Raw genomic sequence first — 15,962 nt, forward strand, 5'->3', positions numbered from 1 at the left:
CTGCAATGGAGCGCACCACCTCGCTGGTGACGGCGCTGCTCGCGGTGCTCAAGGCGGGCGGGGCGTACGTACCGCTCGACCCCTCGGCGCCGGACGAGCGGCTGCGCTTCACGCTCAGCGACGCGGGGGCCGCCGTCCTGCTGACGGATGCGGACACGGCCGGGCGCGGGCTGCGCGCCGCGCACACCGTGCTGATCGGCGGATCCGGCGGCGGCGTCGACCTGACGGCGTACCCGCGGACCGCCCCCGAAGAGCCCGGCACCGGTCCGGCGAGTCTCGCGTACGTCATCTACACCAGCGGCTCTACCGGCACCCCCAAGGGCGTCATGATCGAGCACCGCAATGTGACGGGCCTGCTGAGCGGCGTCCGTGACCGGTTCGGCTTCGGGCCGGACGACGTGTGGTCGATGTGCGCGTCGGCCGCGTTCGACGTCTCCGTGTGGGAGATGTGGGGCGCCCTGCTGCACGGCGGCCGGCTGGTCGTCGTACCGGACGAAGTGCGGCGGGCGCCGCAGGAGTTGCACGCGCTGCTGCACCGCGAGGGCGTCACCGTGCTCAACCAGACTCCGGCCGCCTTCCGGCAGCTCGTGCGGTACGAGGAGGAGTACGCCGCCGGCCACGGGTCCTTGGCCGCACTCGCGTCGCTGCGGCTGGTCGTCTTCGCCGGGGAGACGCTGCCGCCCGAGATGCTGCGGCCATGGATCGCGCGGCACGGCGACGAGGTGCCGGCCCTGGTGAACATGTACGGGATCACCGAGACCACCGTGCACTCCACCTACCGCCGGATGACCTCGGCCGATCTCGACGGCGCGGCGGGCAGCATGATCGGCGGCGCCATCGGCGGCTGGACGCTGGACGTGCTCGGCGCGGACGGCGAGCGGGCGGCGGACGGCGAGGCCGGCGAGCTGTACGTCGGTGGCGCGGGCGTGGCCCGCGGCTACCTGGGCCGCCCCTCCCTCACCGCCGAGCGCTTCCTGCCCGACCCGGACGCGGCCGTGCCGGGCGCCCGCCGGTACCGCTCGGGCGACAGCGCGCGGCGCGCGGCCGGCGGCGACCACGAGTACCTGGGCCGCCTGGACCACCAGGTGAAGATCCGCGGCTATCGCATCGAGCTCGGCGAGATCGAGACCGCCCTCACCCGCCACCCCGCCGTCCGCGACACCGTCGTGGTCGTCGACCAGGACGCGGCCGGAGACCCGCGGCTGGTCGCGTACTGGGTCGCCGCGGCCGGGACACCCGCCGGACCCTCCGAACTGCGCGAGCACCTGTCGCTGACGCTGCCCGAGTACATGCTGCCGAATGTGTACGTCGTCCTGGACCGGCTCCCGCTGACCCCCAACGGCAAGGTCGACCGGCGCGCGCTGCCCGCTCCTGAAGCGGTACGCCCCGAGCTGGACGCGGAGTTCGCGGCGCCCGGCACCCCCGTCGAGAAGGCCCTCGCCGACATCTGGGCCGGGGTTCTCGCGGTCGACCGGGTGGGACTGGACGACGACTTCTTCGAACTCGGCGGCCACTCGATGCTCGCCACCGAAGCCGTTGCCCTCACCAAGGAACAGCTCGGCGTCGGCGCGACGCTGCGGATGTTCTTCGACCGGCCGACGGTACGGGAACTCGCGAGCGCCCTGGACGAGCTGCTCGCCGTACAGCACGACACCGGCGACGACAGCCGGTCCGCATCCCACCCGCACGGGGAGAAGAACGCATGACGTACGAGACGGATCTGCCACTGCCCGAGCAGGCCGTGGCCATCATCGCGATGAGCGGCCGCTTCCCGGGCGCCGCGGACGTCGACGAGCTGTGGCGCATGGTGGCGGCGGGCGGGGAGGGGCGTACGTCCTACTCCGACGAGGAGCTGGCGGCGGCCGGGGTTTCCGCGGAACTGCTGAGCGACCCGGCGTATGTGAAGTCCGGTTTCCCGGTGGACGGGTTCGACCGCTTCGACGCCGACTTCTTCGGTGTCACCCGGTCCGAGGCCGAACTCATGGACCCGCAGCACCGGTTGCTGCTGGAGACCGCCTGGCAGGCGCTGGAGCGGGCCGGGTACCCGGCGAAGGCGTTCGAGGGGCGGACCGGTGTGTTCGCCGGGACGTCGGGGAGCGGCTACCTCCAGGAGCGGATCGCGTCGCGCGGCGGCTCGGGCGACGGCCGGATCTCGGACGAGATCCAGGTGGCGATCGGCAACGACCCCGGCATGCTCGCGCTGCGGGTCTCGTACAAGCTCGGTCTGACCGGGCCGAGCTTCACCGTGCAGAGTGCGTGTTCGTCGTCGCTGGTGACGGTTCATCTGGCGGTGCAGTCGCTGCTCAGCCGGGAGTCGGACCTGGCGCTGGCGGGCGGTGTCGCGGTGCGCGAGTTCGAGCCGCGCGGCTACCGGTACGAGGAGGGGGCGATCCTCTCGACGGACGGCCACTGCCGGCCGTTCGACGCCGACGCCTCCGGGACCGTCTCCGGTGATGGTGTGGCCCTGGTGGTCCTCAAGCGGCTGGAGGACGCGGTCGCCGACGGCGACCACATCCACGCGGTGATCCGGGGCAGCGCGGTCAACAACGACGGCTCCGCCAAGATCGGTTTCACCGCCCCGTCGCCGCACGGCCAGGCCGAGGTGATCTCGGAGGCGCTGGCTGTCGCCGGGGTCGAGCCGCGCACGGTCCAGTACGTCGAGGCGCACGGCACCGCGACCCCGCTCGGCGACCCGATCGAGGTCCAGGCGCTGACGGAGGCGTTCGGCCCGGACGCGGCCGCCGGGTCGGTCTGCCTGGGCTCCGTGAAGTCCAACGTCGGCCACCTGGACGCGGCGGCCGGTGTGACCGGCCTGATCAAGGCGACGCTGGCGCTGGAGCACCGCTTCATCCCGCCGACGGCCCACTTCCGCAGCCCGAACCCCCGGCTCTCCCTCGACAAGGGCCCCTTCACGGTCAACGGCGAGGGCGTGCCGTGGCCCGCGACGGAGCTGCCGCCGCGCGCGGGGGTGAGCGCCTTCGGTATCGGCGGCACCAACGCGCACGTTGTCCTCGAAGCGGCGCCCGTTGTTACGCCGGCCACCGAGCCCGCGGAGGGCGACGACTGGCACGCGCTGCCCCTTTCGGCCCGTACGCCCGAAGCACTGGACGCCGCCGCCGCGCGCCTCGCGACGGCGCTCACGACGGAGGAGTCCACCGCCGGGCTCGCCGACATCGCCTACACCCTGCAGCTCGGGCGTGCCGACTTCCCGTATCGGCGTACGGTCGTTGCCGGTAGCCGTGACGGTGCCGCTGCCGCGCTGGAGCGGGCCGTCGGTGCCGTGGCCGCCGCGCCGGACACCGCACCCGACGTCGTGTTCGTCTTCCCCGGGCAGGGCGCCCAGTACGCGGGCATGGGCGCGGAGCTGTACCGCACCGAGCCGGTGTTCCGTGACGCGCTCGACCGGTGCGCCGACATCCTCCTGCCCCACCTCGGCTGGGACGTCCGCGAGGTGGCCTTCGCCGCCGACGGGGGCGAGGCCAAGGAGCGGCTGCGGCAGACCCTCTACACCCAGCCCACCGTCTTCAGCATCGACTACGCCGTCGCCCAGTTGCTCATGTCGTGGGGCGTACGCCCCGACGCCATGACCGGGCACAGCCTCGGCGAGCTCGTATCAGCGTGCCTGTCCGGGGTGTTCAGCCTGGAGGACGCGCTGCGCGTCGTCGCCCGGCGCGCCGCGCTCATGCAGGAACTCGCCCCCGGCCGGATGCTGTCCGTACTGCTGGACGAGGCGTCGCTGACCAAGGCGCTGGACGGCCTGACCGCCACCGTCGCCGCCGTCAACGCGCCGGCCTCCTGCGTCGTCGCCGGTACGCCCGAGGAGGTTGCCGAGGCGCGCCGGGTGCTTGAGGCCCAGGGAGTGTCCGTACGGGAGCTGGAGACCTCGCACGCCTTCCACACCGCGCTGGTCGAGCCGGCCCTGCCCGGTCTCGCCGAGGTGCTGCGCTCGGTGCGGCTGAACACGCCGCAGATCCCCTTCCTGTCCAACGTGACGGGCACCTGGATCACGGACGAGCAGGCCACCGATCCCGAGTACTGGGTCGCCCACACCCGCCGGCCCGTTCGCTTCTCCGACGGGATCACCGCCCTTGCCGAACGCGGTGATGTGGTCCTCGTCGAGGCCGGGCCCGGCAGCCAGCTCAGCGGCCTCGTGCGGATCCACCCGGAGCCGTCGCCCGTCGTCACCCTGCTGCGCAAGCCGCGCGGCGAGGCCGAGGAGCAGTCCGCCGCCGAACCCCGCACCGTACGCGAGGGGCTGGCCGAGCTGTGGCGGCACGGTGTGGCCGTCGACTGGGCCGCCCTGCACGGCGACCGGGCCCGGCGCCGGGTGCCGCTGCCCGCCTACCCGTTTGCCGGACGCGGTTACCTGCTGCCGAAGCCGGAGGCCGCCGCCGGCGCCGGGAACGTACGTACCGACCCCAAGCGGTGGACGTACGCCCCCGTCTGGCACCGCGCACCGCTGCCGCAGGCGGAGGAACCGGACACACAGGGTCCGCTCAGCTGGCTCGTCCTCGCGGACGGCGCCGGTCTCACCGACGGGCTGACCGCCGCCCTGCGCGAGCGCGGCCACACCGTCACGACCGTGCACAAGGCGGCGGCGTACGCCCGTACCTCCGACCATGCCTTCGACGCCGACCCCGCCGACGCGGGCCACCTCGGCCAGGTCGTCAAGGAGCTGCGGCAGGCGGGCGCGGCCCCGGATCGTGTCCTGCACGCTTGGGCAGTGACGGGTGAAGGGGAGGACTGCGGTGATGCGGTACGCCGCTATGCCTCCGGCCTGGACACCGGTTTCCACAGCCTCGTCTCCCTCGCCCAGGCGCTCGGCGAGACCGGTGAGGACCGGCCGGTGCGGATCGACGTACTCACCGACAGCCTTCAGGACGCGCACGGTTCGGCCGTGGTCCGGCCCGAGCGGGCCACCCTGTACGGCGCGGTCACCGTGCTGCCGCAGGAGTACGCCTGGCTCACCTGCCGCAGCGTCGACGTCGTCCGCCCCGGCGACGGCGACGCCCGTACCCGCCTCACCGCGCAGCTCGGTGCGGAGCTCGCGGGCGAGGGGCGCGAAAACCTCGTCGCCTACCGGGGCGCCCAGCGCCTCCTGCGGGCCTTCGCGCCGGTCGAGCTGGCCGCCGTACCCACCGGGCGGGCCTGGCGCGAGGGCGCCGGGTACCTCGTCACCGGCGCGTCCGGCGAAACCGGGCTGACCTTCGCCGAGCAGATCGCCGCGAGCGGGGCCAGGGTCGTCCTCGTCGGCGACCCGGGCTTCCCCGCCGAGAGCGAGTGGGACGCCTGGCAGAGCGGGGCCGCCGGTGACGACGACCGCGTACGCAACCGGGTCACCAGGCTCGCCGCCCTGCGCGCCGCGCACCCCGACACCGTCGTCTACCGCGCCGCCGACCTGGCCGACCCCGGCCAGGCGCGCGCCACCGTCGAGGAGGCCCGTAGCGTGCTGGGCGCCGTCAACGGCGTACTGCACCTGGCCGACGACCGGGGCTCCGGCCTGACGGCGCTCAAGACGCGGGACGACTTCGACGCCGTACTGGCGGCGCGGGTGAGGTCCACCCTGCTGATGGACGAGCTGCTGGCGGGTGACGGGCTCGACTTCTTCCTCACCGCCTCCGCCACCACCGGCATCGTCGGCGGCTTCGGCCAGGCCGAGAACTGCGCGGCCTCCACCTTCCTCGACGCGTTCGCCCAGGCGGCCACCGCCGCCGGCCGGCCCACCGTCACCGTCGACTGGTCGCAGTGGGACTGGGACGACTGGTTCGAGCAGCAGATGGCGGGCCTGCCGGAGGTGCGGGAGCTGTACGAGCGGCTGCGCCTGTCCCAGGGCATCCCGGCCGCCGACGGACTGGCACTCGCGCGGGCGGCCCTGTCCGGCGGGCTCCCGCAGGTCGTGGTCTCCAGGGCCGACTTCCAGGACGTACTGGCCGACCAGTCCGGGCTGACCGCGACCTCGTTCACCGACTCGCTCGGCGGCGGCCGGGCCCGTACCGACGACGACTGGGACCCGGCGACGGTGTGGCCGGACGACGAACTCGCTCAGTCCGTGGCCCGGGTGTGGCACGAGATGCTCGGCGTTTCGCCCATCGGACCCGACGACGACTTCTACGACCTGGGCGGCAACTCGCTGTTCGCCATCCAGATCGTCGGGCGGCTGCGGCAGGCCCACGGCGACTTCCCGATGAGCGCCGTATTCGAGGCGCCGACCGTTCCGGGACTGGCCGCCGCGATCCGCTCCCACCAGGCCGAATCGATCGGCCTGGACGAGTTCGAGGCATTGCTGCGCGAGGTCGAGAGCCTCTCCGCCGGTGAGGCCGAGGCAAAGCTGAAGGGTGACGACCATGTCTGACGAGCAGTCGCAGACGAAGTCCGACGAGTCCGAGGTCGCGCGCAAGCTCAAGGAGCGGCTGTCCTCGCTCTCCCCCGAGCAGCGCGCCGTACTGGAACGGTCCATGCGCGAGCGCAACGTCAAGGCGCCGTCGGCCGTGGACTCGGGTTCCGCTGAGAAGGCGGCGGCGAAGAGCGAAACGCCGCGCCGCACCCGGCGCCCCGGCAGCACCATGGACTTCAGCCTCTTCTTCTTCTCCGGCGACGGTACGGCCAAGGGCCCCGGCAAGTACCAGCTGCTGCTGGACAGCGCCCGCCACGCCGACGCGAACGGCTTCGACGGCATCTGGGTCCCCGAGCGCCACTTCGTCGACTTCGGCGGCCTCTACCCGAACCCGTCGCTGCTGGCCTCCGCCATCGCCGTACTGACTGAGAACATCCAGATCCGCGCGGGTAGCTGCGTCCTGCCCCTGCACCACCCCGTGCGGGTGGCAGAGGAGTGGGCGGTCGTCGACAACCTGTCCGGCGGCCGGGCCGCGATCTCCGCCGCCTCCGGCTGGCACCCGGACGACTTCCTCCTCGCGCCGGGCGACGGGCAGCAGCGCTACCCGCGCCGCAAGGACGAGATGTTCGAGTCGATCGACACCATCCAGCGGCTGTGGGCGGGCGAGAGCGTCGAACTGCCGCGCGCGGACGGTTCGTTGCAGTCCGTACGCACGCTTCCGCGCCCACTCCAGCCGAAGCTCCCGGTGTGGGTGTCGGCGCAGGGCAGCATCGAGACGTTCGTACGGGCCGGGGAGATCGGCGCGTACGTGCTGACCGGCCTGGTCGCCCAGCGCCCCGCCGACCTGAAGGACAAGACCGCCGCCTACCGCGACGCGCTCGCCAAGGCCGGGTACGACCCGGCCGAGGGCCGGGTCACCGCGATGGTGCACACCTTCGTCGGCTCGGACAACGAGGAGGCGAGGGAAAGCGTGCGGGGGCCGCTGACCGCGTATCTGAAGACGTTCCTGGAGCAGCAGGACAGCTTCGGCAGCGAGTTCTCGAAGCTGAACGACGCTGAGCGCGACGTCATGCTCAACGCCACCTTCGAGCGCTACTTCGACACGCTGGCGCTGCTCGGCACGCCCGACAAGTGCGAGTCCCTGATCGAGGACCTGGTGGACATCGGCGTCGACGAGGTCGCCTGCCTCGTCGACTTCGGGCTCGACCCCGGCCAGGTCCTCAAGGGCCTCGATCACCTCACCGAACTCAAGGACCGCTACCGGCACCGGGGCGAGACCGAAGGAGAGCAGTCGTGACCGGACTCGCAGACCGGCTGGCCGGCCTGACCCCCGCCCAGCGCGCACTTCTCGACCGCCGTATGCGCGAGCGCAGCACCAGCACCGTCACCAACGCGCCGATTCCGAGGCGGCAGCGGGAGAACCGCGTACCGCTCACCGTGGACCAGGAACGCATCTGGCTGATCCACCAGTTCGACCCCGAAGACCCCGTCTACAACGTGTACTTCGCCTCCCGGTTGCACGGTGAGCTGGACACGGACGCACTCCAGCGCGCCGTGGACGCCTTCGTGCAGAGGCACGAGGCGATGCGTACGACCTTCGAGCAGGACGGGCACGCGCCCGTCCAGGTGATCCACGACTCCATGGCGGTGCCGCTGGACCACCAGGACCTGCGGTCAGTGCCGGCTGACCGGCGCGAGGACGAGATGATGCGGCTCGCGACGGAGGAGCTGCGCAAGCCGTTCGACCTGGTGAAGGGCCCACTGCTGCGGATCGCCCTGCTGCGCCTCGGTGACCGCGAGCACGTCTTGGTCGGCACGGTCGACCACCTCGTCTGGGACCGCGGGTCGATGGGCCTCTTCAACGCCGAGATCGCGGAGTTCTATACGGCCTTCGCGACCGGCCGCGAGCCGCAGCTGCCCCCGATCGAGGTGCACTACCCGGACTACTCCGAGTGGCAGCCGCAGTGGCTGCGCGAGGAGGTCCAGCGAAAGCACCTGCCGTACTGGAAGAAGCAGCTCGAAGGCGCCGACCTGGTGCTGGAGCTGCCGACCGACCGGCCCCGCCCGCCGCTCCAGACGGCGAACGGTGCCCGCTACCAGTTCCCGCTCACCCCGGAGCTGACGCAGGCGATCCGCGACCTCGCCAAGCGCGAGGACGTGACCGTCAACATCGCACTGCTGGCAGCCTGGCAGTTGATCCTGCACCGGCTCACCGGGCAGCAGGACATCGTGGTCGGCACCACCTCGTCGACCCGCAGCAGGCCCGAGACCGAGCCGATGATCGGCTACTTCCTGACCATGCTGCCGCTGCGCACCACGGTCCGGCCGGGGATGACCGTACGGGAACTGCTCCAGGCGACCCGCACCACCATGATGGGCGCCTTCGACCACCACGACATCCCGTTCGGGACGCTGCTGGACGAGCTGGACCTGGACCGCGACCCGAGCCGTACGCCGATCTACCAGACGTCGTTCATCCTCGTGGACTTCCTCCACGAGGACGAGACCCCGATGGCCGGGCTGACCGTCGAGGAGCTGATGCTCGACAACGCCACCGCCAAGGACGACGTGATGCTGGGCTTCTTCGACGACCCGGCGCTCGCGGACGACCACTTCCACGGCGTGCTGGAGTACAACACCGACCTGTTCGACGAGAGCACGATGGCCCGGATGGCCCGGCAGATCGTACGGCTGCTGGAGCAGATGTCCGAGGACGCGGGGCGCGCGGTGCGTGACCTGTCGCTGCTCGGGCCGGACGAGGCGCGCATGCTCCTGGTCGAGTGGAACCGGACCGAGGCGGCGCGCGAGCCGGGTGCGTCCCTGGATGTTCTGGTACGTCGTCAGGCTGCGGCCACTCCCGACGCGGTCGCCGTCTCCTGCGGCGACGAGCAGCTGACGTACGCCGAACTGCTGGACCGGGCGGGTCGGCTGGCCTCGTACCTCCAGCAGCGGGGCGTGGTACCCGAGACCGTCGTCGGGGTCTGCCTGGAGCGTTCCACCGACCTGGTGGTCGCCCTGCTCGGCGTCGTCATCTCGGGTGGCGCCTATCTGCCGCTGGACGCGGGATATCCGGCGCAGCGCCTGGCCACCATGACCGGTGACGCGGACGCGAAGTTCCTGCTGACGCGGTCGGGGCTGCTGGACAGCCTCGCGGACTGCCCCGGTGAGCGGATCTGCCTGGACACCGACGCCGAGGCTGTCGCCGCCGCTCCGGCCGTCCCGGCGGCGGTCGGCGCCGGCGAGGACCGGCTGGCGTACGTCATCTACACCTCCGGGTCCACCGGCCGCCCCAAGGGCGTCGAAGTCACCCACCGGAACCTTTCCAACCTCCTGCTGGCGATGGCCGCCGAAACCGGCCTCGGCGCCGGTGACACCCTCACCGCCGTCACCCCGGTCACCTTCGACATCGCGGGCCTGGAGCTGTACGCGCCGCTCATCAGCGGGGCCCGGATGCACGTCGTACGCAAGGAGGAGGCGGTCGACGGCCGCCGCCTGGCCGCCCTGCTCGCCGAGACGGCCGCCACCGTCATGCAGGCCACTCCGGCCACCTGGCAGCTCCTGGTGGAGGCGGGCTGGCGCAACGACGGCTCGCTGCGGGTCCTGGTCGGCGGCGAGGCGCTGCCCCCGGCGCTGGCCGAGCAGCTCGTCCGCGAGCCCGGGCGTACCTGGAACGTCTACGGCCCCACCGAGACGACCATCTGGTCCACCGCCCACCGCCTCGACAGCGGCACCGAGCAGGTCTCCATCGGCCGCCCGCTCGACAACACGCAGGTGTACGTACTCGACGAGCGCCTGGAGCCGGTCCCGGTGGGCATGCCCGGCGACCTGTACCTGGGCGGCACGGGGGTCGCTCGTGGCTACCGTGGGCGGCCCGCGCTGACCGCCGAGCGGTTCGTACCCGACCCGTTCGGCGGCCGGCCCGGCGCGCGGCTGTACGCGACGGGCGACAAGGCGCGGCTGCGGGAGGACGGCACGCTCGTCTTCCTCGGCCGCGACGACGGCCAGGTCAAGCTGCGCGGCTTCCGCATCGAACTGGGCGAGATCGAGGCCCGGCTGGAGGAGCACCCGGCGGTGCGCCGCGCGGTCGCCCTCGTACGGGAGGACCGGCCGGGGGACAAGCGGCTGACCGGATACGTGGTGGCGGCGGACGGTGGCGAGGGTGCCGCTCCCGGCGTCGAGGAGCTGCGCGAGCACCTGCGCCGCTTCCTGCCCGACTACATGGTCCCGTCCGCGATCGTCGCCCTGGACGCCTTCCCGCTCAACACCAGCGGCAAGATCGACCGCCGTGCCCTCCCCGAGCCCGTCATCGAGCGGGACGCGGCGAGTTACGTGCCGCCGCGCGACGCGGTCGAGCTCGAAGTCGCGCACATCTGGGAGGAGGTGCTGGGGGTCAAGCCCATCGGTCTGCACGACCGGTTCTTCGACCTCGGCGGCCACTCCCTGCTGGTACTACGGCTGATGGCCGAGATCGAGAAGCGCTTCGGGCAGCAGCTGCCGATGGCGGCGATCTTCCGGGGCGCCACGGTCGAGCGGTTCGCGCGCATGCTGCGCGACGGTTACCAGGACGAGGCGGACGTACACCTCGTGGAGATCGGCTCCGGCACCACCGGCACCCCCGTCTTCTTCGCCCACCCGGCGGGCAGCGAGGTCGTCTGCTACATGCCGTTCGCCGGGCTCATGGACGGCGGTGACCGGCCGCTGTACGCCCTGGCGTCGCCCCCACCGGTCGACGGAGTCCTGCCGTACGCCGACTTCGGGGCGCGCGCGGCGGCGTACGCGGAGCTGATCCGCGAAGTGCAGCCCGAGGGCCCGTACACGGTGGCCGGCTGGTGCTACGGCGGTACGAACGCCTTCGCCGTCGCCGGTGAGCTGGAGAAGACGGGCGCGGAGGTGTCCGTGATCATGATGGACTCGCACCCGCCGGCCGAGGTCCCGGAGGGCTCCGAGCCCGATCCCGCCGACATCGTCGAGGCCATCGCCGCCAACCTCCAGTGGGACTACGGCAACGCGCTGAAGTCCGTGGAGGAGCTCAAGGGGATGACCCCCGACGAGCACCTCGACTACCTCCTCGCCATCGCCCGCGCCTCCAACTACTTGCCGCCGGACGCCGGCCGCGAGCAGGTCCGGGACATCCTCGACCTCTGGGTCGCCAACCTGCGGCTCGTCTGGAACTTCCGCCCCCTGCACGTCAAGGGCCGGGTCACCCTGATCCGCGCGGCCGAGGAGACGTACGACTCGACCGAGGCGTGGCGCGAACTGACCGACGGCACGCTTGACGTCCGGGTGGTCGAAGGCAACCACTACACGATGATGCGCCACCCCCACATCGAGGGCGTCGCCACAATTCTGAACGAGGTGGTTGACAGTGCTTGAACTGCTCAAGGACCGGACGTACATCCGCTATTGGCTGGCCGTCGTCGCGTCCTTCCTCGGTGACGCGATCACCAAGATCACCCTGATTTACGTGGTGGCGACGGAGACCTCGAACCCGGTCCTGTACGTGTCCCTCGTGGTCATCGCCCAGCTGCTGCCCTCCGGGGTGCTGGGGGCGTTCGTCGGCCCGCTGGCCGACCGCTTCCCCGCTCGCGGGCTGATGGTCGGCTCCGACCTGGTGCGGGTGGCGCTGGTGTTGGCGATGATCCCGGTACGGGATTCGCCGCTGCTGCTGCTCGTACTGATCCTGCTCACCGGGATCGCCAAGGCGTTCTTCGAGACGGCGCGGATCACCGCGATCCCGCTGATCGTGCGGGGCCACAGCATCCCGACGGCGGTCGCCCTCTTCCAGTCCACGAACCACACGCTGAACCTGGTGGGCCCCGCCCTGGGCGGTCTCCTCCTCGCGTTCGGCAGCGTCTCCGCCGTCTTCGTCATCGACGCGGCCACCTTCGTGGTCTCGGCGGTGCTGCTGGGCAGCATGGCTGTGCTGCGTGAGGTCCCGGTCCCCGGCCCGGACAGCGGCCGGGAGTCGTACTGGAAGTCGCTCGGCACCGGTGTCTCGGGTGTGCTCGCTGTCCCCTCTCTGCGCTTCCTCGCGGTCATCCTGGTGCCGGTGATGCTGGTCCTCGGGCTCTTCACCACCAACCTCAACTCCCAGCTCCTGAGCGTCTTCGACCTGTCCGCCTTCAACTTCGGCATGGCACAGGCCGCGTTCGGCGCGGGCTGCGTGATCGGGGCCCTTACCGGTCCGGCGCTGGTACGCCGGTTCTCCGACCGGGGGCTGTTCATCGGCTCGATCGTGCTGTTCGGCGCGTCCCTGCTGCTGCTCGCCCCGACCGGCTGGCTGCGGGACTCGCTGGGGGGCTCGCTGGGTGTGTCCGTCGTACTGGCCTGGTGCCTGGTGGCGGGGATTGGCTCCGGTCTCTTCCAGGTGCCGGTGGCCAACACCCTGATCAGCGACCTGCCCGAGGAACTGCGCGGGCGCGGGGTCGGGCTGCTCAACGCCCTGATGGTCAACTTCACCATCCTCGGTGTGGTCGTGGGCGGGCTGGCGGCCGACCTGATGGGGATCGCCGCGTCGATCATCGTGGCGGGCGGGCTGCTGCTGCCGGCCGCGGCGGTGCTGGCGGCGGCCTCGGTGCGTAACCGGAACAAGACCGAGGCGGGGGCGGGGGTGGCCTCATGACGGCCGCCGAGCGGTTTCTCCCTCTCACCCCCGCCCAGCGGCGGCTGTGGGCGCTGGCCCAAGTGCGGCCGGACGATCCCTTCTTCAGCATCCCGTTCGCCGTCGGCATCGACGGGCCGCTCGACGCGGCGGCGCTCGGGCGGGCGCTGGAGGAGGTCGTACGGCGCCATCCCGCTCTGCGCACGCGGATCGTGCGTGGCGCGGACGGGGAGCCGGTGCAGTGCGTGGGGGCGCCGGCGGCTGTTGCCCTGCCGGTCGTCGACGCGTCGGAGAACTCGGAGAACTCGGACGACTCGGCGGCGATGGCCGAGGCGTTCGCGCGTGAGCCGTTCGCCGTGGACGGCGGTCCGCTGCTGCGGGTGCGGCTGCTGCGGCTGGACGACACCACGCACCGGCTGCTCGTCGGCGTACACCACATCGTCTTCGACGGGGCGTCGATGGAGGTCTTCACGTCCGAACTGACAGCGCTGTACGACGCGTTCGTGCAGGGGCGCCCGTCGCCGCTGCCGGATCCGGCCGTGGAGTACGGCGCGTTTCTTGCCCGGCGTACGGAGGAGGACGAGCGCGCCGCGACGGCGAACCTGGCGTACTGGACCCAGCGGCTGGCCGGCTCGCCCGAGGTGCTGGAACTGCCCCTCGCGGCTCCGCGACCGGCGCGCGGCGGGCACGAGGGCGAGCGGCGCACGGCCGTGATCCCGCACGAGGTGGTGGAGCCGCTGCGGCGGCTCGCCCGTACCAAGCGGTGCAGCCTCTTCATGGTGCTCAAGGCGGCGTGCGACGTGGTGCTCAGCCAGTACGGGGGGACCGACGTCCTCACCGGCATGGCCGTCTCCGGGCGGGACTCTACGGACAGCGCCGGGCTCGTCGGCTATCTCACGCGGCCCGTGGTGCTGCGCGCCGACCTGTCCGGCGACCCGGAGTTCGGGGAGCTGCTGCGGCAGGTGCGCGGTGATTTGCTGGACGCCCTGGACCACTCCGACCTGCCGGTCGACGAGGTCATGGACCGGCTCGGGGCAGCGCGTGATCCGAGCTATCACCCGCTGTACCAGGTCATGTACACGCACTCGCCGGCCGCGTACGTGCGGCGGGTGGCGGACGCGGTGTTCACGGTGGGGGAGCTGCGGCTGCCGACCATGAAGACCGACCTGGCCATCGACACCATCGAGACGGACGAGGGCCTGCTGGCCCTGGTCGACTTCCGCACCGCCCTCTTCGAGGGCGCGACGGCGGAGCGGCTGCTGGTCCGGCTGCGGACCGTACTGGAGCGCATAGCCGCCGACCCGTCGTCGCGGGTCTCCGCGCTGCTGCGGCCGACCGCCGGGGAGCGGCGGCGGCTGGTGGAGGAGTGGAACGCGGCGGGCGAGGCGTCTGCGGGCGGCGAGGTGCTGCACGCGATGGTGGCCGAGCAGGTCGCTCGTACGCCGGACGCGGTGGCTGTGGTGGAAGGCTCGCGTACGTGGACGTACCGCGAACTGGAGGGTGTGGCGGCCCGGTTGGCTGCACGGCTGGTGGAGTACGGGGTCGCGCCGGAGACCCCGGTGGGGGTCTGCGCGCCCAAGTCGTTCGCGCTCGCCGCCGCCCAGCTGGGCGTGCTCAAGGCGGGCGGGGTGTGCGTCCCGCTGGACCCGGAGCTGCCGGCGTTCCTGCTGCGGCTGGCCGTGGACGACGCGGGGCTGACGACGGTGCTCGCGGACCTGGACTGCTCGTCGCTGTTCGACCACACGCGGGTGCGGGTGGTCGAACTGGAGGAGTCGGAGGCGGCCGGGGATGCCCTGCCCGTGTCCCTGCCCGCCGTGTCGCCCGCCAACGCCGCCTGGGTGTTGCGTACGTCGGGTGTCACGGGCGAACCGCGCGCCGTGCTCGCCGAACACCGGAACCTGGTCTCCCGCCTTCGCTGGGCCCACCGGGAGCTGCCCGCCGGGGCGCTGGACGCGGTGGCGCAGCTCAGCCCGCCGGACTCGCCGGGCGCGGCGTTCGAGCTCTTCGCCCCGCTCACCTCGGGCGGCCGGGCGGTCGTGCCGGACGGCGCTTCGTCGGCCACCGTGTACGCCGCGCCGTCTGTCCTTGCCGACGGCCGGGACGACGTACCCGCGACGGTCCTCTTCGGCGGTGAGCTCCTCGCCCCGGCCGTTCTTCGTGCGGCGTACGCCGCCGGGGCCGGCCGGGTCCACCACCTCTACACCGCCGCTGAGACGGCGGGCCCGGCCGTCGGCGGACCGGCCTTCCCCGACGGGACAGGCCACCCGGTGCCGCTCGGGCTTCCGGCGGGTTGTGCGGCGTACGTCCTCGACGGGAACGGAGACCTGGCCCCGCCGGGTGTCGTCGGTGAACTCCACATCGGGGGCGACGCCGTCACCCGTGGCTACCTGAACGACCCGCGTCGCACGGCGGAGCGCTTCCGGCCCGACCCGTACGGGAAGCGGCCGGGCGGGCGGCTGTTCGCCACCGGCGACCTGGCACGGCACACGCCCGACGGGCGGCTGGTGTTCTCCGGGAGGGCTGGCGAGCAGGCCCGCGTACGCGGCGTGCGGGTGGCCGGCGCCGACATCGAGGCGGCGCTGCTGGCGCACCCCGGCGTCGTACGCGCGCATGTACGGACGCGGGCGGCCGACGGCATCGACGCCGCCGTCTCCGCCCGACCGGGGGCGGCCCCGACCGCCGACGAGCTGCGCGCGCACCTGCGCGAGCTGCTGCCCGGCTACATGCTGCCCGCCCGGATCGGCGTACTGGAGCAGCTGCCGCTGCTGCCCAGCGGCCGACCGGACGGCCCGGCCGTCGCCAAGGCGCTGGAGCAGGCGCTCGCCGACGAGGCGCGGGCGGCGCGCAGCGAGGCTCAGCCGGTGCTGAGCGACACCGAACAACTCGTCGCGACCGCCTGGCGAGAGGTGCTCGGCCGCACGGTCGGCCACGGCGAGAGCTTCTTCGACGCGGGCGGCAACTCGCTGCTGCTGATCCGGCTGCGCGACCGGCTGCGGACCGCGCTGGAGTGCGAGGTCGACGTGGTCG

5 protein-coding genes and 1 pseudogene are annotated in these 15,962 nt (G+C 72.5%); all 6 read left to right on the top strand.

The window, feature by feature from the left end; genetic code table 11:
- Nucleotides 1-5: 5 nt before the first annotated feature.
- Entirely contained in the window at nucleotides 6-1,706 is a 1,701-nt protein-coding gene (locus J7E96_RS11545) for an amino acid adenylation domain-containing protein (protein ID WP_251069740.1), read from the top strand.
- Nucleotides 1,703-6,352 (top strand): beta-ketoacyl synthase N-terminal-like domain-containing protein, encoded by a 4,650-nt coding sequence (locus tag J7E96_RS11550; protein WP_215130192.1) that lies wholly within the window; start codon nucleotides 1,703-1,705, stop codon nucleotides 6,350-6,352. The genes J7E96_RS11545 and J7E96_RS11550 overlap by 4 nt, the downstream gene beginning before the upstream one ends.
- Nucleotides 6,345-7,631, top strand: coding sequence for a MupA/Atu3671 family FMN-dependent luciferase-like monooxygenase (locus J7E96_RS11555; protein ID WP_215130194.1), 1,287 nt, complete (start codon nucleotides 6,345-6,347; stop codon nucleotides 7,629-7,631). Before J7E96_RS11550 ends, J7E96_RS11555 begins: the two co-directional genes overlap by 8 nt.
- On the top strand, nucleotides 7,628-11,707 hold the full coding sequence (locus tag J7E96_RS11560; protein ID WP_215130196.1) for a non-ribosomal peptide synthetase: 4,080 nt from the start codon (nucleotides 7,628-7,630) through the stop codon (nucleotides 11,705-11,707). The genes J7E96_RS11555 and J7E96_RS11560 overlap by 4 nt, the downstream gene beginning before the upstream one ends.
- Nucleotides 11,700-12,956: an MFS transporter gene (locus J7E96_RS11565; RefSeq protein WP_215130198.1), complete on the top strand. Its 1,257-nt coding sequence runs from the start codon at nucleotides 11,700-11,702 to the stop codon at nucleotides 12,954-12,956. The genes J7E96_RS11560 and J7E96_RS11565 overlap by 8 nt, the downstream gene beginning before the upstream one ends.
- A pseudogene (locus tag J7E96_RS11570) lies at nucleotides 12,953-15,946 on the top strand (condensation domain-containing protein); the annotation flags it as partial. The gene J7E96_RS11565 and the pseudogene J7E96_RS11570, both read left to right, overlap by 4 nt.
- Nucleotides 15,947-15,962 lie beyond the last annotated feature (16 nt).

It is taken from the genome of Streptomyces sp. ISL-96 (genome assembly GCF_018614035.1).
GTDB lineage: Bacteria > Actinomycetota > Actinomycetes > Streptomycetales > Streptomycetaceae > Streptomyces.

Bases quoted from the DNA above. Each gene is read 5' to 3' on its own strand.
- J7E96_RS11545 (WP_251069740.1), top strand. From the start codon at position 6: ATGGAGCGCACCACCTCGCTGGTGACGGCGCTGCTCGCGGTGCTCAAG.
- J7E96_RS11555 (WP_215130194.1), top strand. From the start codon at position 6,345: ATGTCTGACGAGCAGTCGCAGACGAAGTCCGACGAGTCCGAGGTCGCG.
- J7E96_RS11550 (WP_215130192.1), top strand. From the start codon at position 1,703: ATGACGTACGAGACGGATCTGCCACTGCCCGAGCAGGCCGTGGCCATC.